The sequence below is a fragment of the Streptosporangium sp. NPDC006930 genome, from assembly GCF_040635605.1.
GTDB lineage: Bacteria > Actinomycetota > Actinomycetes > Streptosporangiales > Streptosporangiaceae > Streptosporangium.
The window spans coordinates 1-21,951 of sequence record NZ_JBEYID010000026.1; the positions used below are offsets into that span (position 1 = coordinate 1).

At 70.6% G+C, this 21,951-nt stretch carries 23 protein-coding genes; 10 read left to right on the forward strand and 13 right to left on the reverse strand.

What is annotated here, in order from left to right; all coding sequences use genetic code 11:
- The first annotated feature begins 161 nt into the window (after window positions 1-161).
- Window positions 162-782 carry a TetR/AcrR family transcriptional regulator gene (locus ABZ664_RS33180; RefSeq protein ID WP_362518912.1) on the forward strand — a complete coding sequence of 207 codons (621 nt, stop codon included), beginning with the start codon at window positions 162-164 and terminating at the stop codon, window positions 780-782.
- Window positions 783-831: 49 nt separating this feature from the next.
- Here the strand turns inward: ABZ664_RS33180 and ABZ664_RS33185 are convergent, their stop codons facing one another.
- The 7 genes from ABZ664_RS33185 to ABZ664_RS33215 form a co-directional block, all read right to left on the reverse strand.
- Complete coding sequence (locus ABZ664_RS33185; protein ID WP_362518915.1) at window positions 832-2,043, reverse strand: MFS transporter; 1,212 nt, start codon at window positions 2,041-2,043, stop codon at window positions 832-834.
- Window positions 2,040-2,831 (reverse strand): ATP-binding cassette domain-containing protein, encoded by a 792-nt coding sequence (locus ABZ664_RS33190; protein WP_362518918.1) that lies wholly within the window; start codon window positions 2,829-2,831, stop codon window positions 2,040-2,042. The genes ABZ664_RS33185 and ABZ664_RS33190 overlap by 4 nt, the downstream gene beginning before the upstream one ends.
- Window positions 2,825-4,807: a dipeptide/oligopeptide/nickel ABC transporter permease/ATP-binding protein gene (locus ABZ664_RS33195; RefSeq protein WP_362518921.1), complete on the reverse strand. Its 1,983-nt coding sequence runs from the start codon at window positions 4,805-4,807 to the stop codon at window positions 2,825-2,827. The genes ABZ664_RS33190 and ABZ664_RS33195 overlap by 7 nt, the downstream gene beginning before the upstream one ends.
- The gene (locus ABZ664_RS33200; protein WP_362518924.1) at window positions 4,804-5,859 is read right to left on the reverse strand and encodes an ABC transporter permease; all 1,056 of its coding nucleotides are present in this window, start codon (window positions 5,857-5,859) and stop codon (window positions 4,804-4,806) included. Before ABZ664_RS33200 ends, ABZ664_RS33195 begins: the two co-directional genes overlap by 4 nt.
- A complete protein-coding gene (locus ABZ664_RS33205; RefSeq protein ID WP_362518927.1) occupies window positions 5,856-7,418 on the reverse strand; it encodes an ABC transporter substrate-binding protein in 1,563 nt (520 codons plus the stop codon). The genes ABZ664_RS33200 and ABZ664_RS33205 overlap by 4 nt, the downstream gene beginning before the upstream one ends.
- Window positions 7,419-7,688: 270 nt before the next feature.
- Window positions 7,689-8,222, reverse strand: coding sequence for a GNAT family N-acetyltransferase (locus ABZ664_RS33210; RefSeq protein WP_362518930.1), 534 nt, complete (start codon window positions 8,220-8,222; stop codon window positions 7,689-7,691).
- A 99-nt stretch (window positions 8,223-8,321) separates the two neighbouring features.
- Window positions 8,322-8,621 carry a helix-turn-helix transcriptional regulator gene (locus ABZ664_RS33215; RefSeq protein WP_362518933.1) on the reverse strand — a complete coding sequence of 100 codons (300 nt, stop codon included), beginning with the start codon at window positions 8,619-8,621 and terminating at the stop codon, window positions 8,322-8,324.
- 303 nt (window positions 8,622-8,924) lie between these two features.
- On the opposite strand from ABZ664_RS33215, the gene map reads away from it, so the two are divergent.
- The gene (gene map / locus ABZ664_RS33220; RefSeq protein WP_362518936.1) at window positions 8,925-9,695 is read left to right on the forward strand and encodes a type I methionyl aminopeptidase; all 771 of its coding nucleotides are present in this window, start codon (window positions 8,925-8,927) and stop codon (window positions 9,693-9,695) included.
- A 223-nt stretch (window positions 9,696-9,918) separates the two neighbouring features.
- Here the strand turns inward: map and ABZ664_RS33225 are convergent, their stop codons facing one another.
- Window positions 9,919-10,893 carry a WYL domain-containing protein gene (locus tag ABZ664_RS33225; protein WP_362518940.1) on the reverse strand — a complete coding sequence of 325 codons (975 nt, stop codon included), beginning with the start codon at window positions 10,891-10,893 and terminating at the stop codon, window positions 9,919-9,921.
- A 135-nt stretch (window positions 10,894-11,028) separates the two neighbouring features.
- Here ABZ664_RS33225 and ABZ664_RS33230 point away from each other — a divergent pair, with 135 nt between their 5' ends.
- The 4 genes from ABZ664_RS33230 (at window position 11,029) to ABZ664_RS33245 (ending at window position 14,323) form a co-directional block, all read left to right on the forward strand.
- Window positions 11,029-11,424, forward strand: coding sequence for a RidA family protein (locus ABZ664_RS33230; protein WP_362519251.1), 396 nt, complete (start codon window positions 11,029-11,031; stop codon window positions 11,422-11,424).
- A gap of 230 nt (window positions 11,425-11,654) precedes the next feature.
- Window positions 11,655-12,248 carry a WHG domain-containing protein gene (locus ABZ664_RS33235; protein ID WP_362518943.1) on the forward strand — a complete coding sequence of 198 codons (594 nt, stop codon included), beginning with the start codon at window positions 11,655-11,657 and terminating at the stop codon, window positions 12,246-12,248.
- Window positions 12,245-13,087 carry an alpha/beta hydrolase gene (locus ABZ664_RS33240; protein WP_362518946.1) on the forward strand — a complete coding sequence of 281 codons (843 nt, stop codon included), beginning with the start codon at window positions 12,245-12,247 and terminating at the stop codon, window positions 13,085-13,087. Before ABZ664_RS33235 ends, ABZ664_RS33240 begins: the two co-directional genes overlap by 4 nt.
- A 243-nt stretch (window positions 13,088-13,330) precedes the next feature.
- Window positions 13,331-14,323 (forward strand): Tn3 family transposase, encoded by a 993-nt coding sequence (locus tag ABZ664_RS33245; protein ID WP_362518949.1) that lies wholly within the window; start codon window positions 13,331-13,333, stop codon window positions 14,321-14,323.
- Between the two features lie 39 nt (window positions 14,324-14,362).
- On the opposite strand, the gene ABZ664_RS33250 is transcribed toward ABZ664_RS33245, so the two are convergent.
- On the reverse strand, window positions 14,363-14,971 hold the full coding sequence (locus ABZ664_RS33250; RefSeq protein ID WP_362518951.1) for an XRE family transcriptional regulator: 609 nt from the start codon (window positions 14,969-14,971) through the stop codon (window positions 14,363-14,365).
- A gap of 89 nt (window positions 14,972-15,060) precedes the next feature.
- Here ABZ664_RS33250 and ABZ664_RS33255 point away from each other — a divergent pair, with 89 nt between their 5' ends.
- The 4 genes from ABZ664_RS33255 (at window position 15,061) to ABZ664_RS33270 (ending at window position 17,639) form a co-directional block, all read left to right on the forward strand.
- On the forward strand, window positions 15,061-15,687 hold the full coding sequence (locus ABZ664_RS33255) for a class I SAM-dependent methyltransferase (protein WP_362518954.1): 627 nt from the start codon (window positions 15,061-15,063) through the stop codon (window positions 15,685-15,687).
- Window positions 15,582-15,914 (forward strand): DUF664 domain-containing protein, encoded by a 333-nt coding sequence (locus ABZ664_RS33260; protein WP_362518957.1) that lies wholly within the window; start codon window positions 15,582-15,584, stop codon window positions 15,912-15,914. Before ABZ664_RS33255 ends, ABZ664_RS33260 begins: the two co-directional genes overlap by 106 nt.
- Window positions 15,915-15,939: 25 nt before the next feature.
- Window positions 15,940-16,989 carry an alpha/beta hydrolase gene (locus ABZ664_RS33265; protein ID WP_362518960.1) on the forward strand — a complete coding sequence of 350 codons (1,050 nt, stop codon included), beginning with the start codon at window positions 15,940-15,942 and terminating at the stop codon, window positions 16,987-16,989.
- Between the two features lie 122 nt (window positions 16,990-17,111).
- Entirely contained in the window at window positions 17,112-17,639 is a 528-nt protein-coding gene (locus ABZ664_RS33270; protein WP_362518963.1) for a hypothetical protein, read from the forward strand.
- Here the strand turns inward: ABZ664_RS33270 and ABZ664_RS33275 are convergent.
- Genes ABZ664_RS33275 through ABZ664_RS33290 form a run of 4 tightly spaced genes read right to left on the reverse strand, consistent with a single transcriptional unit; the run spans window position 17,587 to window position 21,949 of the window.
- A complete protein-coding gene (locus ABZ664_RS33275; protein WP_362518966.1) occupies window positions 17,587-18,390 on the reverse strand; it encodes an SDR family oxidoreductase in 804 nt (267 codons plus the stop codon). The two genes, ABZ664_RS33270 and ABZ664_RS33275, sit on opposite strands and share 53 nt — an antisense overlap.
- Window positions 18,391-18,411: 21 nt before the next feature.
- Window positions 18,412-19,839, reverse strand: a complete 1,428-nt coding sequence (locus ABZ664_RS33280) for an NAD-dependent succinate-semialdehyde dehydrogenase (protein WP_362518969.1) — start codon at window positions 19,837-19,839, stop codon at window positions 18,412-18,414.
- Window positions 19,836-20,921 carry an NADH:flavin oxidoreductase/NADH oxidase gene (locus ABZ664_RS33285; RefSeq protein WP_362518973.1) on the reverse strand — a complete coding sequence of 362 codons (1,086 nt, stop codon included), beginning with the start codon at window positions 20,919-20,921 and terminating at the stop codon, window positions 19,836-19,838. The genes ABZ664_RS33280 and ABZ664_RS33285 overlap by 4 nt, the downstream gene beginning before the upstream one ends.
- Window positions 20,918-21,949, reverse strand: a complete 1,032-nt coding sequence (locus tag ABZ664_RS33290; protein ID WP_362518978.1) for a medium chain dehydrogenase/reductase family protein — start codon at window positions 21,947-21,949, stop codon at window positions 20,918-20,920. Before ABZ664_RS33290 ends, ABZ664_RS33285 begins: the two co-directional genes overlap by 4 nt.
- Between the last annotated feature and the right edge of the window lie 2 nt (window positions 21,950-21,951).

Consider the following 21,951-nt stretch of genomic DNA (forward strand, 5'->3'; position numbering starts at 1 on the left):
GTGACCGGCCCGTTCCAGGGCCCAGCCGTAGATGGTGGCGATCACGCCTCGGCCGAACATCAGGATCTTCACGCTGCACCTCGTGGGATACAATCGAATCGGAGATCATCTCCACTTTCAAAATATGGAGGTAATCTCCATTTGTCAACGCGAGGTATCGCATGACCGCCGACAAGCCACTGCGCGCCGACGCCCGGCGCAACCGTGAGGCCCTGATCGCCAAGGCCCGGGAGGTCTTCGACGCCGGCGACTTCTTCGACCTGCGCTTCGATGACTTCGCCCGCCTGGCCGGGGTGGGCACCGGCACGCTGTACCGCCACTTCCCCACCCGGCAGGCACTGGCCGAGGCGGTCTACCACGGAGAGGTCGCCGCGCTGTGCGACCGCGCCCGCCGGCTGCAGGCCACGCTGCCCGCGGCGGAGGCATTGACGACCTTCCTACGCGGCATGGTCGACCACATAGATGCCCACCAGGGCCTCGCCCGGACGCTGGCCACACTCATGGCCACCCGTTCGGGCGTACTCGCCGAAGGCAGCAAGGCACTGGAACAGGCCGTCACCGACCTGGTGGCCGCCGCCGCGCGGGACGGCGCCGTCCGCGACGACGTGAATGCCGGCGCCGTCATGATGGCGCTGCACGGCATCGGCGCGGCCCACGACCGCCCCGATTGGCGGGCCGAGGCCGACGGGGTCATCACCCTCCTGCTGGACGGGCTGCGCCGGTCGTACTCAGGCGACGGTCCGCGGGAGCGTGAACAGGAGAGCGCCGACGAGTTGAAGTGAGGCCACCCCGCGATCGGCCGTCAGGTGCAGCCCACGTCCGCCGGGTTCGTCATGAAGGCTCGGACACGGGGCGCCCGAGCCGACGGCACGCGAGCAGCACGATCACTGGCAGGAGCAGGCACTGGGCGGCGATGGCCGACCAGAACCCGGGAAGATACCCCGCGCTCTCGAACAGCTGGTAGAGGCTCCCGCCGACGAGGCCACTCAAGGACGCGCCGACCCCTTCGGCCAGCCGCTGGTGGCCGAAGACGACCGCCGGTGACCGCTTCGTACGGTTGAGCATCTCAAGGACGTTCTTGAGGAAGAGCACCGAGTTGCCGACGCCGATGACGAGGATCCCGGCCGCGACCGTTACCGCGTTCCCGCCGGTGAACGCGACCATGCCGACGGCGAGGCAGCAGAAACCGACCGCCATCGCGTGCGTGTAGCGCATCCGCTCGACCCGTCGCGTGAGGAGCGGCTGCAGTACGGCCAGCACCAGCGAGTAGCCCATCATCGCTGCGCCGTAGAACACGGTGGGCAGCCTGCCCTCGGCGTAGGACGACAGGAACTGGTAGAAGTGCATGTACAGATAGAGGGTCATAGCGGTCACGACGAACGGCAGGACCGCGAGGCCGGCCAGTGCCCGGCGCAGTGGCTCGATCATCTCGCCGTCGTCCCGCCGCTCTCGCGGCAGGAGGGCGTGCCCGATCGCCATCGCCGCGTGCAGCACCGTGGCGGCGACGAACATCCCGCCCGGGTCGTGAATGAACAGCGCCCCCACCACCGGCCCGACCGCGATGCCGACGTTGCCCGTGGCGTAGCTCGCGGACATCAGCCGCGGCCGGTCGCCGGGGCTCGCACCGTGCACGGTGTAACCCCGGACGCTGGGTGAGTAGAGCCCGGTGGCCGCCGATCGCAGGAACAGGGCGGCGACCGTCACCGTCGGCCAGGCGCCGCCGACGAGGAACCCCAGCGACCCGAGGGTCTGCAGGACCATCGCGATCACCAGGCTCCTCTGGAGCCCGATCCGTTCGGCGAGGGCCGCGCCGGGCACCCCTCCGGCGAACTGCACGAACGTCGCCACCCCGAGGATGAGGCCCACCTGATCCATGCCCAGGGCCATCCGGTCGCGGAGCAGGACCGCCAGGTAGGGGTACACGGAGAAGCTGATGAGATTGACGAGGAACCCGCTTCCGAACAGGGCGAGCTGTGTGCCGGTGAACGAGCGGACGCCGGATCGCACGGGAGAGCCCGATGCCTCCCGGTCGGTGGGTGTCACGCCGCCCCCGTCTTGGTCTCGATGTCCATGGTGGGAGTGGCCGCGAGCAGGGTGCGGGTGTAGGGGTGGCGAGGGCGGGTGGTGACGTCCTCGGTCGAGCCCTGCTCGACGATCCGGCCATGCCGCATGACGGCGACGCGGTCCGCGAGCTGGGAGAGGACGGCGAGGTCGTGGGTGATGAACAGGCAGCCGAACTCGAGCCGGTCGCGCAGATCGCACAGCAGGTTGAGCACCGTCGCCTGGACCGACACGTCGAGCGCGGTGACCGGCTCGTCGCAGATCAGTAGGCGCGGCTCCAGAGCCAGTGCCCGGGCGATCGCCACGCGTTGCTGCTGCCCTCCCGAAAGCTGCCCGGAACGGCGATCGCCGACCTGAGGGTCGAGCCCGACGAGGTCCATCAGCTCACCCACCCGCGTGGACCGGGACCGGGTGTCGCCGATCCGGTGGATGTGCAGCGGCTCGGCGAGGGCCTGGCGTACCGTCTGCCGAGGGCTGAGCGTGAGGTAGGGGTCCTGGAACACCATCTGCACCTGTCGCCGATGTGCCCGCAGGGCCCGGCCACGGATCGCGTGCACGTCCGCCCCGGCGACCCGCACCACTCCCGCGCTGGGCCGGTGCAACCCGGTCACGACCCGCGCCAGCGTCGTCTTGCCGCAGCCCGACTCGCCGACCAGCCCGACGATCTCACCCGCCGCCACGCGCAGCGTGACGTCCTCGATCACCGCCGTGACGTCCCGGCCGCGGCCCCCGCCACCGTAGCCCGCGCTCACCCCAACGATCTCTAACACGGGCCGGCGCTCCTCTCCCCCGCCTCCGCGGGGCGGCTGGGGTGGCGCAGGCAGGCCGACCGGTGTGCGTCGACGCGGGGCGGCGCGTCCAGGATCGGGGCCTCCAGGGCCGGTGGTCCGGACACGCAGGCCGCCGCCACGAGCGGGCACCGGGACGCGAACCCACATCCCTCGGTCTCGTCCGGGCCGACACCCGCCCGGCCGGGCATGGTGCGAAACCGGGTGCCCGGTACCGCCCCGGGCCGCGGTACGGCGTCCAGCAGGCCACGCGTGTAGGGGTGGTCGGGATCGGTGATCACCGTGGCGAGCGGGCCCGACTCCACGATCCGGCCGCCGTACACGACGGCCACGCTGTCGGCCAGGCGCGACACGACCGCCAGGTCATGGCTGACGATGACCATGGCCATGTCCAGTTCGTCACGCAGACGCGCCAGCAGCGCGAGCAACTGCGCCTGCACGGTCACGTCGAGGGCCGAGGTGGGTTCGTCGGCGACGAGCAGCTCCGGCTCGCCCGCGAGGGCGATGGCGATCTGCGCCCGCTGGCGCATCCCACCGGAGAGCCGGTGGGGAAACTCGCGGGCGACCTTCGCGGGATCCGCCAGGCCGGCCAGGCGCAACAGTTCCTCGGTGACCCGCCGGGTCGCGGCGCGCCTGCCGCCCCGGCCCGCGTTGCGGACCGCCTCGTCGACGTGCGCGCCGATCGTCCGCAACGGGTTGAGTACGGAGGCGCTGTCCTGGAAGACGACGCCCACCCGGGGCCCGTTGATCCGGCGTCGTTCACCCGGGGAGAGGTCTACCAGCTGACGGGCGCCGGCACCGGTGCCCAGCACCGCCGAGCCGGTGACCGCCGCGTTCGGGTCCAGCAGGCCGAACGGGGCGAGCGCGGCCGTGGTCTTGCCGCTTCCGCTCTCGCCGACGAGGGCGAGGATCCGCCCGCGCCGCACCTCGTAGGACATCCCGGCGACGACGCGACGGCGCCCGCCACCGTCCGGGTAGGAGACGGACAGGTCCCGCACGCGCAGTACCGCGTCGTGCTCGGGAGAATCCTGCGCCGCCTCCGGCGGGGCGGACGCCACGGGTTCCGTCGTGGTCGCAGCCGCGTGGGCGGGCGGGGCCTGCGCCGGGCGACCCCACCGTGGACGGACCAGACGCAGGATCGACGGTCGTTCCTCACCGGCCGCCAGTCGCTCACCGAGCAGGTTGGCGGCGAACACCACGGCCGTGATGGCGATGCCGGGCGGGTAGGCCAACCACCACGCCGAGTCCAGGAACGGCCGCCCCTCGATGAGCATCTGGCCCCACTCGGCGTGCGGCGGGGCGACACCCAGGCCGAGGAAACTCAGCGTGGCGACACTGAGGACGATCATGCCGACATCCGTGCTGGCGTAGACCAGGCAGGGCGCGAGCGCCGGGGGCAGCAGGTGCCGGCCGATGATGCGGCCGCGCCCCGCGCCCAGCAGGCGCAGGGCGTCCAGATGAGGGCTGCTTCGCATGCCGGCGACGCGGGCACGCGCGATCCGGGCGTACGGTGCCCACGACCACAGCGAGAGCGCGAGGACGAGGTTCTCCACCCCGGGTCCCCGTACGCCGATCACCGCGAGCGCCACCAGCATCCCGGGTAGCGAGACGACCACGTCGATCACCCGGGAGACGAGCCGGTCGACCCATCCGCCCAGGTAACCGGCGAGGGCGCCGATGGCGGTGCCGGCCGTCAGCGCGATCGCCAGCACGGCCGCGGTGACCGTGAGGGAGATCCGCGCGCCGTAGAGCATCCGGCTGAGCTGGTCACGGCCGATTTGATCGGTGCCGAGCAGGTGCTCCGGCGACGGCGGCATCAGCCCCGCCGTCAGGTCGCCCGTGGTGGGATCGGCCGGGGCGATGACCGGCGCCAGCACCCCTACGACCGCGAAGAGGATCAGGGGCGTCGCGACCAGTGCCGTACGCGTCCACGCCCTGCCGCCCCGGTGGCCGGTCACGTCGTCCCCCGTCGCGACCGGGCGGTGAGTCCGCCGAACCGGTCCCGAAGCGGCGATCCCCGCCCGGAAGGGCTCTTCCCCGAGAGAGTGGAACGGCCTCGCCGGGAACGGGGGTCGATGAGCCCCTGCAGGACATCGGCGCAGCGGTTGGCCAGGATGAAGCCGCCTCCCATGACGAGCGTGCCGGCCTGCAGCGCCGGAACGTCCCTGGCCCCGGCCGCGTGCACGAAGTAGGCCCCGATACCGGGCCAGCCGAAGATCTGCTCCACCACGACGGCGCCCACCAGGAGGCTCCCGATGCCGAATCCGGCGACCGACAGGATCGGCCCGGCGGCGTTGGGCAGGCCGTCTCGCAGCACGATCGACAGCGGTCCGCTCCCTCTGGCCTGCGCCGCGCGCACGTACGGCCGGTCCAGGGCCTCGCGCAGCGTGACGGCCACCACCCGGCTGAGCACACCGGCGACCGGCAGCCCGAGCACCGCCATCGGCATCACCCACGTCGAGAAACCCGCCATCCCCGACGTCGGAACCACGCGCAGACGCAGGGCCAGGACCAACACCAGGAGGTAGCTCAGCCAGAACGCCGGCACCGAGGTGACGAGCAGCGCCGCGATCCGCAGGGTCCCGCGCAGCAGGCCACGCTGGAGCACCGCCCCTGCGACGCCGACGCTCACCCCGATCACGAGGGCGACCACGGTGGAGCCGACCACCAGCCCCAGCGTGACGCCCAGCCGGTCGGCGACCTCGGGGCCGACGGGCGTGTTCGTCCGCAACGACAATCCGAAGTCGCCGGTGCACACGTCGGCCAGCCACCTCAGGTACCGCACCGCAGCGGGATCGTCGAGGCCGAGCTCGACGCGGACGGCCTCGATCTGCTCGGGCGTGGCCGGCCGACCGGCCCGGGTCGCCGCGAGCATCGCCGCGGGGTCACCGCGTGCGAGCAGGACCAGCGCGAAGACGCCGAGCGACATCGCCAGCAGCACGCCGAAGACGTCGACGGCCCACCGCAGGAGGTAACCGCCCGCGGTGGCGATCCGGCCGTGCGACCTCATCCGACGGTGACCCCGGTGAGTTCCAGGTCGACGTCGGTGGGGGGCATCGTGAAGCCCTTCACCGCGGAGCGGACGGCCCACATCCGTGGCCGGTAGGCCAGCGGCACGAAACCGGCGTCGGCGGCGACCGCGTCGTAGAGCTCCTGGTAGGCCGCGGTGCGGGCGGCGGGGTCGCGGGCGAACAGCGCCTTGTCGACCGCCTTCTCGGTGGCCGGGGTCGCCCAGAGGGGGGCGCGCGCTCCGGAGGTGAACAGGGACACGATCGAACTGGAGGGATCGTACGGCGCGCCGAGTCCTTCGAAGAAGGTCAGGTCGTAGGTGCCCTCCGCCCGCTCGTCGTAGTACGCGGCGGCGTCGACCGGGGAGATCTCGACGGTGATGCCGACCGCCTTGAGGGAGCCGGCGATCGCCTCGGCCATCGTGCGGGGGTCGAGTTGGCCCGCGGCCGGTTTGGCCGGGAGGAGCAGCTTGAGGGAGAGCTTCTCGCCGTTCTTGACCCGGCTGTCGCCCTCAAGCGCGTACCCGGCGGCGTCCAGCGTGGCGCGGGCGCCCGCCTGGTCGAAGTAAGGCGGCAGGTCGGTGCCCGAGTCGGGCACGTTCGGCGGGAACACCCGCCGTGCCGGCTCGCCATAGCCCTGGAACAGCGCGCCGACCAGGGAGGTGGTGTCGATGGCCTGACGCACCGCCTCGCGGACGGCCCGGTCACCGGCCGGGCCGTCGGGGTTGAACCCGAGCATGATCGAGACGTCTGAGGCGCCGGTGAGCAGGGTGACGTCGCCGCGCTCGCTCAGGGATTTGGCCTCCAGTGGTGTGATCGGGGCCAGGTAGGAGCCGCCGATGAGGTCGATCTCGCCGTTGGCGAGCGCGTCGACGCGCGCCTGGGAATCGGGGATGACCTTGAACTCGAGCCGCTCCAGCTTTGGCCTGGTCGCCCAGTGGTCGTCGTTGCGGGCCAGTGTCGCGCCGGTGGCGGAGTTCGACACCAGTTTCCACGGTCCGGTGCCGACGGGGGTCGTGAACTCGCCACCGGGGGCGGACTTCGGGCTGAGCAGCCGCACCGGCCGCACGATCGACATCTCCTGCAGCAGCGGCTCGTACGGTTCCGACAGCATCAGCCGGACGGTGTCGGAGTCGGGGGTGTCCACGGCGGAGATGACCTGCGAGGCCCGGAAGAAGGTGAACTTCTTGTTGCCCACCCACCGGTCGAGGTTCCACTTGACGGCGGCGGAGTCGAGCGGGGTCCCGTCGGTGAAGCGGACGCCGTCACGCAGGTCGAAGGTGACCTGCCGGCCGTCCTCGGCGACGGTCCACGACTCCGCGAGCCCCGGTGCCAGCTTGCCGCCCTCGGTGTAGGTGACAAGCGGCTCGTAGATCGCGTCGAGGAGCAGGAAGTTACCGGTGAAGGCGTGTGGGTCCAGGGCGCCGGACTCCTCGCTCAGGCCGATGCGCAACACAGGGGCGGCGAGGGCTTTCTCGTCGACATCGGAGGGATCGGAAGCGCACGCACCGATCAGCATGATCGAGGCGACGAGGATGGTGAAGAGGCGCGATCTGAACACGAACACTCCGGGCAGGTGATAACCGTCGACAAGAGGGCGATCGATCGCCCACCCTCAGGTAGTCGGTGGCATCGCGTGTCTGGTTCCCGGCGGTATCGACGAATTTGCCGCACATTACGGCACGACGTTGGGCCTGGGAGTCCTCGATGGCAAGAGGTCACGCACGCCGTGATCGCCCCCTTTCGTGGGGCGGCGTGGCGCATTGACCGGATGCCCGATCGGCACGGTGTGCTCCAAGGTGGCGCGGGCCTGCGGGAGTCAGCGGCAGAATCACCTGGGCTGGGAGAAGGTGAAGACCGACAGCCGCAGCCGGGGGTAGAGACCGGCGGGTAGCGGACCTTCTTCCTGCCAGCCCAGGGCGCGGTACAGCCGGGCCGCGGGCGTTTGCGGGGAGGTGATCAGCCAGGCTCTCGGCCAGTCGGCCACCGCGGCCCGCAGCAGACGGCGTCCGATGCCTTGACCTTGAGCATCGGGGTGGACGAAAAGCTTGACCACCTCGAACGCATCCTGGGTCAGTGCAGCCGCCCTGACCGCGCCGAACGCCTCGATGATGCCACCGTAGAGGCTGTTGCCGGACAGGTCCTCAGGGGTGGGCCAGCCATAGCAGACGCCCAGCAGCCGATCATGATCACGGATGGTCAGCGCGCTGAATCCTGGATGGCCGGTGGCGTCGGCCAGCTTGTCGTCGTGGGCGGCGAGTTGCTCGGGGGTCTCCGACCACGGTGGCGCGCTGTAGCACGCCTGATAGAGAGCGCCCACCTCGGCGGTCGCCGCCAGCGTGCGTGGTCCATCAAGCCGGTCCATGAGATCTCCTTGACGAGGGTGACACCGGGCTGCGCCCATCGGCGAGCAGGCGCGCCACGACGCTTGATCGAGTCGAGAACGGGGCTGCGGGATCGGGACTCACGAGGCCAATCGTTCGCGTGCGTTGCGACCCGATCTCGTGGGTTCGACCTCGTCAGGCTGGTTGATCTCGGCCCATACCGCGTCGAGGGAAAGATCGAGAACATCGGCGATCGCTGCGATGGTGGGGAAGGCGGGAGTCGCCACGCGGCCTGACTCGATCTTCCGGAGGGTCTCCGGCGACACGCCTGCATCCAGTGCGGTGTCGAGCATCGAGCGCTCTCCCCTGGCGCGACGCAACAGGGCGCCGAGGCGCTGTCCGCGCTCGACCTCCGCGGGTGTGAGCGGCAACCTGACCATGGCTTCGATTCTAGGGCCTGTGCGAGTTGGAGAGCGGAGGGATTTGCCGCGCGGCGCCTGGGACGGCCATCCGGTCAGCCGTGAACCGGTTCTCTCCGAGTGGCGCAACGCGGCTGAGCGGTACGTCGACCGGGTCAGAGAGGCCTCTTCCGCTTCGGCGAGATCTCCGCGTGGTCCTCGTCTACGCGGGGCCGTCCCGTGGGGTCGAAGCCCTCAACCCGTTGAAGATCCGAAGCCCGCGCAGATCCTAGCGTCGGGATAATATGGCCGGGATAGTTATTGGTTGCATGAGAAGGGCATCGCATGATCGAGATCCTGAACCCCCCGGACCTGGCCCGCGCGAAGGAGACCGGCGCCCTGGTCGCTCACATCCTGCAGACGCTGAAGAGCCGCAGCACGGTGGGTACGAATCTCCTGGACATCGATCAATGGACCCAGGACATGATCGTTGAGGCCGGAGCACTGTCCTGCTACGTCGATTACGAGCCCTCCTTCGGACGTGGGCCGTTCGGCCACTACATCTGCACGTCCGTCAACGACGCCGTGCTCCACGGGCTGCCGTACGACTACACCCTTGCCGACGGCGACCTGCTCTCGCTCGACCTCGCCGTCTCCAAAAACGGAGTCGCCGCAGACTCCGCCATCAGCTTCATCGTGGGCGGCTCGAATCCCCCGGAGAGCGTCGCGATGATCAGCGCGACCGAACGCGCGTTGAACGCGGGTATCGCGGCTGCCGGGCCCGGAGCGCGCATCGGCGACATCTCCCACGCCATCGGCTCGGTCCTCAGCGAGGCGGGGTATCCGATCAACACCGAGTTCGGAGGTCACGGCATCGGATCGACGATGCACCAGGACCCGCACATCTCAAACACCGGACGGCCCGGCCGGGGATACCGGCTGCGCCCCGGGCTGATGCTCGCGCTCGAACCATGGGTCATGGCCGACACCGCCGAACTCGTCACCGACGCCGACGGCTGGACGCTCAGGAGCGCGACAGGCTGCCGGACAGCACACAGTGAGCACACGATCGCCATCACCGGCAACGGAGCCGAGATCCTCACCTTGCCGAAGTAGGCGCGACCGTGAACTCGAAAGACGACTGCCGCTCCGCTCGTCAAGCATGTTCTCGGTATCCGAGACGTGCTCCGGCAGCGGGCGGCCCATCTGCCCGTAGCGCCTGCGCCTTCCTCTGCGGCAACGGCTGTCCGCGCAAGGCGGCGCCGCACATATCGTTCGGCGCTTCCCGCATGGAGTGGTCCGGATCACGTGGGCGGTGGCCCTCGGACGGCGACGACTCTCAGGGGGATACTCCGTAGCGGGTGGCGATCGCGGTGGCGCGGTTGCGCAGGGAGTCGCGCAACCACTGCGGGCCCAGGGCCTCCGCGTTCGTGCTGAGCTGCCACAGCGCCCATTCGGCGTGTCTCGGATCCTGGAAGGTCACCTCCATCCGCAGCCGGCCGTCCGAATCGGCCTCTTCGGCGAGGACGGCCAGCGCGGTGTCGACCAGATCCTCCCGCCGCGCGGGATCCACCCGTACCAGTACGGTGACCTGGTCGCCACCGGCCCGAAACCGCGTGCTGCGTTCCTGCCAGGCCCGGTCCAGATCGACGCGGTCCGGTCGCTGTGCGGGTTCGGGGAGCTCCTCGGCGGCCAAGATCCGAGACAGCCGGTAGGTGCGGTCCGCGCCGGACCTGGTGGCCAGTAAGTAGCCCCGATCGCGTACGGTGACCAGGCCGATCGGGTCCACCGTGCGCCATCCCGGGGTCTGATCCACGGCCGCGTAGTGGATGCGCAGCCTGTGTCCGGAGAGCACCGCGCGCAGAACTTCGGCCACCACGGTGTCGGGCGCCTCCTCGGCGACCAGCCGGCGTGAGAGGAGGTCGGTCTCCGGGTCGATGAGCAATCGCTCGGCCGCGCCGGCCGCGGTGTCCCGATAGCTTTCCGGCAGCGCGTCGACCACCTTGAGCATCGCCGAAGCGAGCGCCGAGCCGAGGCCGAATGTCTGCGCGCCGCGCCGTGATCCGGCGATCAGAAGGGCGAGGGCCTCATCGGGGGTCAGTCCGGTGAGTTCGGTCCTGAAGCCGGGCAACAACGCGAAACCGCCGTGCCGGCCGCGTTCCGCGTAGACCGGAACGCCGGCCGCGGACAGTGCCTCGATGTCGCGCAGCACGGTGCGGGTGGACACCTCCAGCTCGCGGGCGAGCGCGGCCGCGGACAGCCGGCCGTGCTGCCGCAGCAGGAGCACCAGCGAGACCAGCCGGTCGGCGCGCATGCGAAAACCCTACAGAAATACACGACACAGGATGTCGTGATTTGTCGGGAGGCTTATCACCACAACGTCGAAGAAGGCGGCTACGAGCCGGTCGACGTACGTGATGTCAACGAATCGAATGGAGTCGATGTGGCAATGGAGCGAACGGCGGTCAACCCGTGGGCGTGGTCGACGGAGCTGGGATACAACCAGGGCGAGATCGTCTCCGGGCACACCCGGACCCTGTACTGCTCCGGGCAGACCGCGATGAGCGGCGACGGCAAGCCCCAGCACGCCGATGACATGGCGGCGCAGTTGGTGCTGAGCCTCGACAACCTGGAGGCCGTGCTCGCCGAGGCCGGCATGTCCCTCGCCAACCTCGTCCGGCTCAACGTCTACACCACCGACGTCGATCGGCTCTTCGAGCACTACGGCGCGCTGGCGTCACGGCTGGGCGTCATCGGGGTGGCGCCGACCACCACGATGCTCGGGGTGACGCGGCTGGCGATCCCCGGTCTGATGGTCGAGCTTGAGGGAACCGCTGTCGCGTGACGCGCCCTCGCCGCCTCCGGCAGTGCCGGAGGCGGCACGAGTGGTGTCGGTCGGAGGGTCGCGCATAGCGCGGGGCGGGCGACAGGAAGGCAATACGGCCCATGCCCTCGCCGGTTACGGGGTCGGCGAGGGCATGGCCCTTACGACATATCCGCCCACCTTTATCCCCAAGGATTATCCTAGGGATGTTAGGTTAGGCCTATGGACCATAAGACAATGGGGATGGATGCATGGCTCGGGCCGGGTTGACGGCGGGCCGGGTGACGCTCGCGGGCGCCGAGCTGGCGGACGAGGTCGGGCTCGACCACGTGACCATGTCGGCGGTGGCGCGGCGGCTCGGGGTGAAGGACGCGAGCCTGTATGTGCACGTGCGCGGTCTGGAGGACCTGCGCGGGCGGATCGCGCTGCTGGCGGCGGACGAGAAGACCATCGGTATCGCCGAGGCCACCGCCGGGCGGGCCGGCAGGGACGCGCTGGTGGCGTTCGCGAACGCCTGGCGGGCGTACGCCCATGACCACCCGGGCCGGTACGCGGCGACGCGGATCCCGATACAGATCGATCCCGAGCTCGCGGTCCGAGCGCCCGGACCGCGGCGCGCGGTCGAACTGACCTACAGCATGCTGCGCGCCTACGCGCTGGACGAGCCCGACCTGACCGACGCGGTCCGGCTGGTGCGCAGCACGCTCCACGGCTTCGTCAGCCTCGAGGCCGCCGGCGGATTCGCGCACACGCGCCCGGCGGAGAGCTCCTGGGCCCGCTGCCTGGACGCCCTGCACGCGCTCCTGGAGCGCTGGCCCTCACCCGGCGAAGGAGACTCCTGTTGACCACCCCGACCATCGGACGACTGCGCGTGGACGGTGCCACCTTGCACTACGAGGTGCGTGGAAGCGGCCCGCTCCTGCTGCTGATCCCCGGCGGCGCCGGCGACGCGGCCTCCTACGACGGCATCGCCGACGAGCTGGCAGGCGATTACACGGTCGTCTCCTACGACCCACGCGGCCTGTCCCGCAGCCCGCTGGACGACCCACAGGCCGTTCAGCAGGTCGCCCGGCATGCCGACGACGCGTTCCGGCTGCTGGATCTGCTGTCTCCGGACGCACCCGTTCGCGTGGTCGGCTGCAGTTCGGGGGCGATCGTCGCGCTGCACCTGCTCTGCGCCCACTGCGAGCGGATCGAACGTGTGGTGGCACACGAGCCGCCGGTGGTGGAGGTGCTGCCGGACGCCGCCGAGCACCGCGCACTGCTCGCTCGCGTCCAGGAGACCTTCCGCCGAGACGGGTTGATGCCCGCGGTGGCCGAGTTCGCGGCGGGCCTGCGGCGGCCGGACGACGAGAAGCCCGTCGCCGCCGAGAAGGCCGTCGAGCTGCCACCGCAGGCGGCCGCGCGAGCTGGACGGACGATGGCGAACATGCCCTACTTTCTCGGACGCATCGTGCCGGGTTTCATGGCCTACACCCCGGATGTGGATCGCCTGGCGGCCCTGTCGGACCGGCTCGTGCTCGCGGGCGGAGCAGACTCACGTGGCGAACTGCCCTACCGTCCCGCCGCCTTCCTGGCCGAACGGTCCGGCACGGAACTCGTTCACTTCCCCGGCGGGCACACGGGACTCAGTACGTACCCCACCGAGTTCGCCGAACTGCTCCGCAAGGTGCTGAGCGCCTGAAGCCGATTCGGTCGCGCGTGGACAGGGACCCCGCGTTCGATCCGCCGGATCTCGGTGAAAGGCGGACGGTGACGGCGTGGACGTCAGGCCCGGAGGTGGGCGGGGCCGCTACGGGGTGTGACCGAGATACGCGTCAAAGGGCAACGGGATGATCTTGAAGCCTTAAGCGCCCGTCGGCCGTCACCCATTCGGCTCAGTGTCGTTGGTGGTGATGTTGAGCGTCCTCTGGGGCCTGGGTGGGTTGTGACATCGATTGAACGGACCGCGCATCCGCGGTTCAAGCGGCTGATCACCGCGCACGAGCTGCATCTGCTCTTCTCCCCGAGCCGCGATGAGCTGGAGTGGGCGGCCGATGCCACGGACTGCGATGAGCATCTGCCGGCCCTGCTGCTGATGCTGAAGTCCTACCGGCGCATGGGGTGTTTCCCGGCGCTGGAGGACCGCGACAGCGACGGGACGACGCTGTTCAACCGGCTGAAGAAGCCCGCCAAGGGCCCGACCTGGTCGCACTTCAAGAACCTGACCAAGCGTCTGGAACGGCTGGACGAGCTGGGCGACACCGACGTGTGGATGGACGGAGTCGCCGCCGGGAAGGTCACCGACTTCGCCGGGGAGGCGGACGCGGCGGACGCCTCGGAACTTCGGGACTTCGTCCCCGTCAAGCGCATTGCGCTGGTCGCGGCCCTGACGCACAAGGCGCGGATGCGGGTGCGGGACGACCTGGCGACGATGTTCTGCAAGCGTGTGGCGACGAAGATCAAGAAGGCCAAGGCGGAGCTGGAGGAGATCCGGCTCGCCGAGCGGGAGATCGTCGAGTCGGACGCGCCGCTGCGCCGGCGGGTGACGGCGGCGACCAACAAGGTCGAGTCGTTCAACCGGTTCTCCCAGTGGATCGGTTTCGGCAACCGCGGCGTCATCGCCGACAACGATCCCATCGAGCAGGAGAAGGCGATGAAGTTCAACGCGCTGCTCACGAACGCGGTGATCTTCCACAACGCCCTGGACATCGCGGAGATCGTGCGGCAGTTGCTGGAGGAGGGATGGGAAATCGACCCGGAAGACCTGGCGCACATCTCGCCGTACCTGACCGAGCACATCAACCGGTTCGGCGAGTACAGCACCCACGAGCTCGGCATCCAGCCCGAGGCGTACGACCCGAAACTCGGCGTCGACTGGCGTTCGACCTGGTCGATCTCTGCGGGTGCGACATTGTCGACTGCGGCGTTTGCGCGGTGAGGCTCGCTGCTGACGGGAATGCAGAATCTTTCGCTGAGTTCACCGTCGGCTCCCGGCCTGAGACGACCGATGAGAGTCGGTGCGTACGTGCGCACGCATCCCTTGCAGGCCGAACAGGATGAGAAGCTCAACCACGCCGCCGTCGGCGCTGCCCAGCCAGTGGGGCAAGGACGTGTCGAACTCGGCTGCCTCACCTGGCGGCAGTATCAGGTCTCGCTCGCCGGTCACGAGTCGCAGGCGTCCGTTGAGCACGTAGAGCCACTCGAAGCCTTCGTGGGTCTGCGGGGTCGGTTCGAGTGGTTCCGGCCGGGCGGGGATGATCATCTTGAACGCGTGCATACCACCCGGTCGCCGGGACAGGGGAACGAAGGTCATGCCGAACCGCCTGATCGGCTTGAGGTGGATCCGGGGGTCGCCGGTGCGCGGGGCACCGACGAGGTCGTCCAGCGGAACGTCGTAGATACGGGCCAGCGGCAGCAGCAGTTCCAGGCTCGGCCGGCGCTGCCCGCTCTCCAGCCGGGACAGGGTGCTCTCCGACACGCCGGTCGTCGCCGCGAGGTCGGCGAGGGTGATGCCGCGGTCACGACGCAGCGCACGCAGCCGCGACCCCACCGCGTCGAGCACGTCGTCGTCCGTCTTGGGATCCATGAGGCCTACCTTGCCATTACCGCAAGATTCCGTGCCAAGCCGTGGTGTGCACGCCAAGACTGAGCACCTATCGACGCAAGGAGATCTTGATGAGCACCACCGATGCGGTCGCCTTCTGGGACGGCGTCTACGCGGCCCGGCCGGCAGCCGGCAACCCGCGGCCGAATGCCCGCCTCACCGAGACGGTGACGGGCCTGCCGCCCGGTGACGCGTTGGACCTCGGATGCGGCGACGGCGGCGACGCGCTGTGGCTCGCCGGCCAGGGGTGGCAGGTCACCGCCGCCGACATCTCGGCCGTGGCGGTCGAGCGGCTCGCCGCCCTCGCCCGCTCACACGGCCTGGGCGACCGCGTCACCACCGTGCAGCACAACGTGGACACGTCGTTCCCGCCCGGCGGATTCGACCTGATCTGCGCCCACTACCTGCACACCCCCCATGACCTGGACCGGGCAACCGTCCTGCGCTCGGCCGCGCACGCACTGCGCCCGGGCGGGCGGCTGCTGGTCGTCGACCACGGCTCGGCCGCGCCGTGGTCGTGGAACCAAGATCCCGACATCCACTACCCGAGCCCGCGGGAAGTCGCCGCCGGTATCGACCTGGCCCCGGAGACATGGACGGTCGAGCGGGCCGACGCCCCCCGCCGGATCGCGACCGGACCAGGCGGGCACACCGCCGAGGTCACCGACCACGTCCTCCTCATCCGCCGCACCGCCTGACACGGCGGCCGGCCCCCAATGAAGGAAGGCGACCACTGTTGCCCAGCACCACACGCCGCACCACACGCCGCGATGGCCGTGGCGACACCCCGCCGCCCCGGACCGCCCCGGACCGCCCCGCTCCCAGCGTCCGCTGGGCACTCGCCCACATGATCGAGGAGACCGGCCGGCACGCGGGCCACGCGGACATCCTCCGCGAACTCATCGACGGCACGACCGGCCGCTGACCCACCCTCTCCAGGACGGAAACACATGATCACAGAACCACGGCCGTTGCCACGCCGCTCCCTCCGTTCCGCGCACACGGCGGCAACCGTGGTGCTCACCCTCCTGCTCACGATCGCCACCACAGCCTGTTCCACCCCCGCCTCCACGTCCACGCCGACAGCCGGTGGCGATGTTCCCGCCTACGCCGCCGCCAACCAGGACGATCCCCGGTTCAAAAAGACCTTCCGGCACAAGTTCGCCGACGTCGACGGCGTCCGTATGCACTACGTGAAGGGCGGCAGCGGCACACCGGTCGTGCTGATACACGGCTGGCCACAGACCTGGTACGGCTGGTGGCCGATCATGCCGGAACTTGCCAAGTACCACACCGTCTACGCCGTCGATCTCCCCGGACTGGGCGACAGCACCGGCTCTCCCTCCGGCTACGACAAAGCCACGCTGGCGCGGTACGTGCACAAGCTGATCTCCGATCAGCTCGGGGTGCGTGATGCTCGTGTCATCGGGCACGATTTTGGCGCCGCAGTGGCATTCCAGTACGCCAGCCAATTTCCCGACGACACCGCACGCCTCGGCTACCTTGACCTGCCGCTGCCCGGGCCCGCGATCGATGCAGGCACCTACCGCTCACTGAGCTGGCACATCGCCTTTCACTCCCAGCGACGCGTCCCCGAGGCGGTCGTGGATGATGATGTCCGCGAGTACCTGGCACTGTTCTATCCTCAGGTCTCCTTCGGTGGCGCGGCGTTCGGCGGCACCTCCGACCGGTCCCCGTTCACCGGCGCCGAGATCGACGAGTACGCACGAACTTACAGTCGGCCCCAGGTCCTGTCGGGCGGCTTCGAGCTCTACCGCGCCCTCGACAAAGACGTCCGCGACACTGTGGCAGCAGCACCGGTGCGTGTCCCGACCCTGCTCATGGCCGCCCAAGGGCAACTCGAAGCGATCCGGGGCACAGTCGCCCCGCGCATGACCAACATCGTGCGGGCGGTGGACGTGCCGAACGCCGGGCACTGGCTCGTCGAGGAGAACCCTCGGTTCGTCACCACCGAGCTATTGCGTTTCCTCGACGGATGACCACGCCACCAAGGCGGCATCGCAACGGGCACTGACATCCCCTCCCCGCCGAACCGCACAGCCGAACCGGTTTCGAGCAGAAGCCCGCGAGACCGGCGGACCGGACGTAACTGCCGCAGTAAATGCCGGATTTACTGCGGCGGAGCCCCTACCGTGATCATCGCGACCTGCGGCGGGCCGATCCGGCTGCCGGGCCGCACGTCTTCCCCGGCGCCGCGATCGACGACCCGGCGCTGCCGGAGGTGCTGGCCGAGCTGGCGGCGGCGCGGGCGGACGAGATGGACGCCGACACCGTCAACCGGGAGCTGTCCATCGTCCGCAAGGCAATCGGCCGGTGGCAGCGCCAGGGCTGGATCGAGTGCGATCCGACGATCGGCATCGAGCGGCGGCCGGCGCCGCCGGACCGCACCAAGGCTCTCGCGGAGAATCAGATCGCTGCCCTGTGGCGCCTCGACGTCGCGCTGCGGGAGAAGACGCAGTGGAAGATGCTCTACGAGTCCGCCGCACGGGCCGACGAGCGTACGGGTCGGTGCCGCTCGTGGCCGGGCGGGACGAGAAGGACGGCGCCCGGCCACGGAGACGGTGTTGTCGAGGGGTTCAGTAGAGGGCGCGGATGCTTCCGCCGTCCACGCCCCAGACGGCACCGGTGACGAAGGCGGCCAGAGGGCTGGCCAGGAAGAGGACGACGTTGGCGACCTCTTCGGGGGTGCCGAGGCGGGCCAGCGGCAGTTGACGAAGTTGCATCTCGTGTTCGACCGCGGCCATGGGCTCCTTGCCGTGCAGGATGGCGAGGTTGTCGGCGAAGCCGCCGGGCTTGGTCCAGAAGGGGGTCCAGATGGGGCCGGGGGCGACGGCGTTGACCCGGATGTGGGGGCCTTCCGCGCGAGACAGGCCCTTGGTGACGGCGAGGACGGCGGCCTTGGAGGCGGCGTAGTCGATGGGCTGGGTCTCCGGCTGGCGTGCCAGGTCGGAGGCGTTGTTGACGATGGCCGGCGAGTTTTGAGAGGCGCGCAGGTGGGGCAGGGCGGCACGGCTGATCCGGACGTAGCTCATGAAGTTGAGATTCATGGTCTGCAGCCACTCGTCGTCGGTGAGCTGCTCGAAGGTGCGGACGTTGCCGGTGCCGACGTTGTTGACGAGGATGTCCAGGCCGCCCAGGTGGTCGAGCGCGCCGGTGACGGCGTTCTCACAGCCGTCCAGGGTGGACAGGTCGGCGCGGACCGAGCGCAGCGTGCCGGCCAGGTCCTTGGTGTCGGTCTCCAACCGGTCGAGCAGGGCGGCGTCGTAGTCGGCCGCGACCACGTCGGCGCCTTCGGCGAGCATCGCGCGGACGGTCGCCGCGCCGATGCCGGACGCGCCGCCGGTGATCAGGACTTTACGTCCCGAGAGGTGAGTCTGCATGGGTACTCCGTTTCGTGTGGTTCAGATGTCGGCGGCGATGTACTTGGTCTCCAGGAACTCGTGGATCCCGTCGAACCCTCCCTCCCTGCCGAGCCCGCTCTGCTTGACGCCGCCGAACGGCGCCGCGGGGTCGGAGAGCACGCCCCGGTTGAGGGCGACCATGCCGGCGTCGAGCTGTTCCGCGATCCGGAGCCCTCGGCGCAGGTCGCCGCTGTAGACGTAGCTGATCAGCCCGTACGGTGTGGCGTTGGCCCTGGCCACCGCTTCCTCGTCGGAGTCGAACACGACGATGGGGGCGACCGGTCCGAAGATCTCCACATCGAGGATGGCGGCATCCGGCTCGATGCCGGCCAGCACGGTGGGCGGGTAGAACGCCCCGGGCCCGTCCAGGACGGCCCCGCCGGTGACCGGGCGTCCGCCGGCACCGACCGCCTGGTCGACCAGTTCGGCGACCTTGCCGCGCTCGGCCGTGGAGACCAGGGAGCCGATGTGGTTGGCGGGGTCGAGCCCGGAGCCCACCTTCAGCCCGGCCATCGCGTGGGCGAACGCGGCGGTGAACTCCTCGGCGACGGCGCGGTGGACGTAGAAGCGGTTGGCCGCGGTGCACGCCGCGCCGCCGTTGCGGAGCTTGGCGATCATCGCGCCCTCCACCGCCGCCTGGACGTCGGCGTCGGCCAGCACCAGGAACGGCGCGTTGCCGCCCAGCTCCATCGAGGTGCGCACCACCTGGTCCGCGGCCTCGTGCAGGAGGACCCGGCCGACCTCGGTGGACCCGGTGAAGGAGAGGTTCACGATCCGGGGGTCGTGCAGCATCTCCCTGACCCGCTGCGCGGTGGGCGCGGCGACCACCACGTTGACCACGCCGTCGGGGACCCCCGCGCGGGCCAGCACGTCGGCCACGGCCAGCGCGGTGAGCGGGGTCTCGGTGGCGGGCTTGAGCACCACCGAGCAGCCCGCGGCCAGCGCCGGGCCGATCTTGCGGGTCGCCATCGCGGCCGGGAAGTTCCACGGCGTGATGAGCAGCGACACCCCGATCGGCTGGTGGGTGACGATGATGCGCTTGTCACCGCCGGGGGCCAGCCGGTAGTCGCCGGTGACCCGGACGGCCTCCTCGGCGAACCAGCGGAAGAACTCGGCGGCGTAGACGACCTCGGCCCTGGCGTCGGCCAGCACCTTGCCGTTCTCCCGCACGATGAGCCGGGCGATGTCGTCGACCTCAGCCGTCATCAGCTCGTACGCGCGGCGCAGGATCTCGGCGCGCTCCCTGGGGGCGCGGGCGGCCCACGGCCCGAGGGCGGCGGCGGCCGCGTCGACCGCCTGGGCGCACTGGCGTTCGCCCGCCACGGCGACCTCGATGATCGGCTCGCCCAGCGCGGGATCCAGGACCGGCAGCGTGTCGGTCCCGGTGACCCATTCGCCGCCGATGAACAGTTCGGATCTGATTTTCACGAGTTCTCCACGGGAGTGTGGCGGGGTTTGGCCCGCTCGTATTGGACCGGCCAGGGCAGGTCTGCCCCGACCTGCCCTGCGGCGGCCAGCGGCCAGCGCGGGTTGCGGAGCGCGGCCCGGCCGATGAACACGGCGTCGGCCTGGCCGGAGGCGAGCACCTCCTCGGCCTGCCGGGGTTCGGCGATCCGGCCGACGGCGGCGGTGCGCACGCCCGCACCAGCGCGGACCGTCTCGGACAGGTCGGTCTGGTACGTGCCGTCGGCCGGGATGGCGGCGTCGGGGAGCAGCCCGCCGGAGGAGCAGTCCACGAGGTCCACACCGAGCGCGGCGAGCCGCCTGGCCAGCTCGACCGAGGACGGTGGATCCCATCCGCCGGGCGCCCAGTCGGTGACCGAGATGCGGACCAGCAGCGGCCGGTCGGCCGGCCACGCCTCGCGGACGGCGGCGACGACCTCCAGGGGGTAGCGCATCCGGTTCTCCAGCGAGCCGCCGTAGCGGTCGGTGCGCCGGTTGGTCAGCGGGGAGAGGAACTCGTGCAGCAGGTAGCCGTGCGCGGCGTGGAGTTCGACCACGTCGAAACCGGCGCGCAGGGCGCGTTCGGCTGCGGCGGCGAAGGCGTCCCTCACCGCCGCCAGGTCCTCCTCGGTCATCTCCCTGGGTGCGGGCAGGTCGCCGTACGGGACCGGCGAGGGTCCGATGGTCGGCCAGCCGCCGTCGGCGTACGGCACCCGGCGCTCGCCGGTCCAGGGGGCGGAGGTGGACGCCTTGCGCCCGGCGTGCGAGAGCTGGAGGCCGATGAGCGTGCCCTGCTGGTGGACGAACCGGACGATCCGCGCCCACGCCTCGGTCTGCTCGTCGCTGTAGATGCCCGCGCAGTACGGGCTGATCCGGCCCTCGGGGGTGACTCCGGTGGACTCGGCCACGATCAGCCCGGTCCCACCGGTGGCCAGGCCGCCCAGGTGGACCAGGTGCCAGTCGGACACCAGGCCGTCCTCGGCGGCGTACTGGCACATCGGGGAGATCCAAAGGCGGTTGGGGAAGGTCAGGCCGCGCAGGGTGAGCGGTGTGAAGAGCGGGCTCACCGGTGCCCACCCCCGTCCGGGCTGAGCATGACCTTGGCGTGGCCGCCCGCGTCGGCGGCGGCCGCGACGGCGGCGGCGCAGTCCTCGAAGGCGAACACGTCGGACACCATCGGTGACAGGTCCAGCCCGGTACGGTCGAGCAGCCGGAGCGTGGGCTCCCAGATCTGCGGTGGCGCGCCGGTGGAGGACGACAACCGCAGGTTGCGGTTCTGGATCTGGTGCAGCGACACCTGCTCGGAGCGCCGGTGCGCCAGGCCCATGAACAGCACCCTGGCGTCCTGGGCGGTGACGTCCAGCGCGGCGGCCTGCGCGGCGGGGGCGCCTGACCCCTCCACGACCAGGTCGGCGCCGCGCGGGCCGAGCGCGTCCAGGACGGCGGCGGCCACGTCCACACCGGGGGCGGCCTCGATGCGGTGGTCGGCCCCCAGCCGCGCGGCCAGGTCCAGCCGGTACGGGCTGCGGTCCACGGCCACCACCCGCGCGCCGAGAGTGCGGGCCAGGCCGACCATGGACAGGCCGATGGCACCACACCCGAAGACGGCCACGGTGTGACCGGCGTCGGCCCCGCCCGCCGTGCGCAGCGCCTGCAGGCAGCAGGCGAGCGGCTCGACCAGGGCGGCGCGCAGCGAGGAGACGGCGGGCGGGACGGCGAAGCACATCGCCTCGGGGACCAGGAAGGTGTCGGCCATCGCGCCGTCGGTGGACACCCCGAACCAGATGTTGCCGCCGAGCGCGCCGTGCCCGATCACCCGGTCCCCCGGGCGGAACCGCGAGGTGGCGGGGCCGGCCTCGACGACCACGCCGGACCATTCGTGGCCGAGCACGTGCGGGAAGCGGACCTCGAAGCTGGGGTCCATCCCGCCGGAGAGCTGCTCCAGGTCGGAGCCGCAGATGCCGATGTACTCGGGGCGGACCCGCAGGGCGGCGTCCTCCATGGGCGGGACGGGCAGCAGGTCGCAGCTGACCGTCAGGCCGTCGTCCGACCGGTGGACCACCACGGCCCTGCGCGAGGTTTCGGAGATCGTCATGG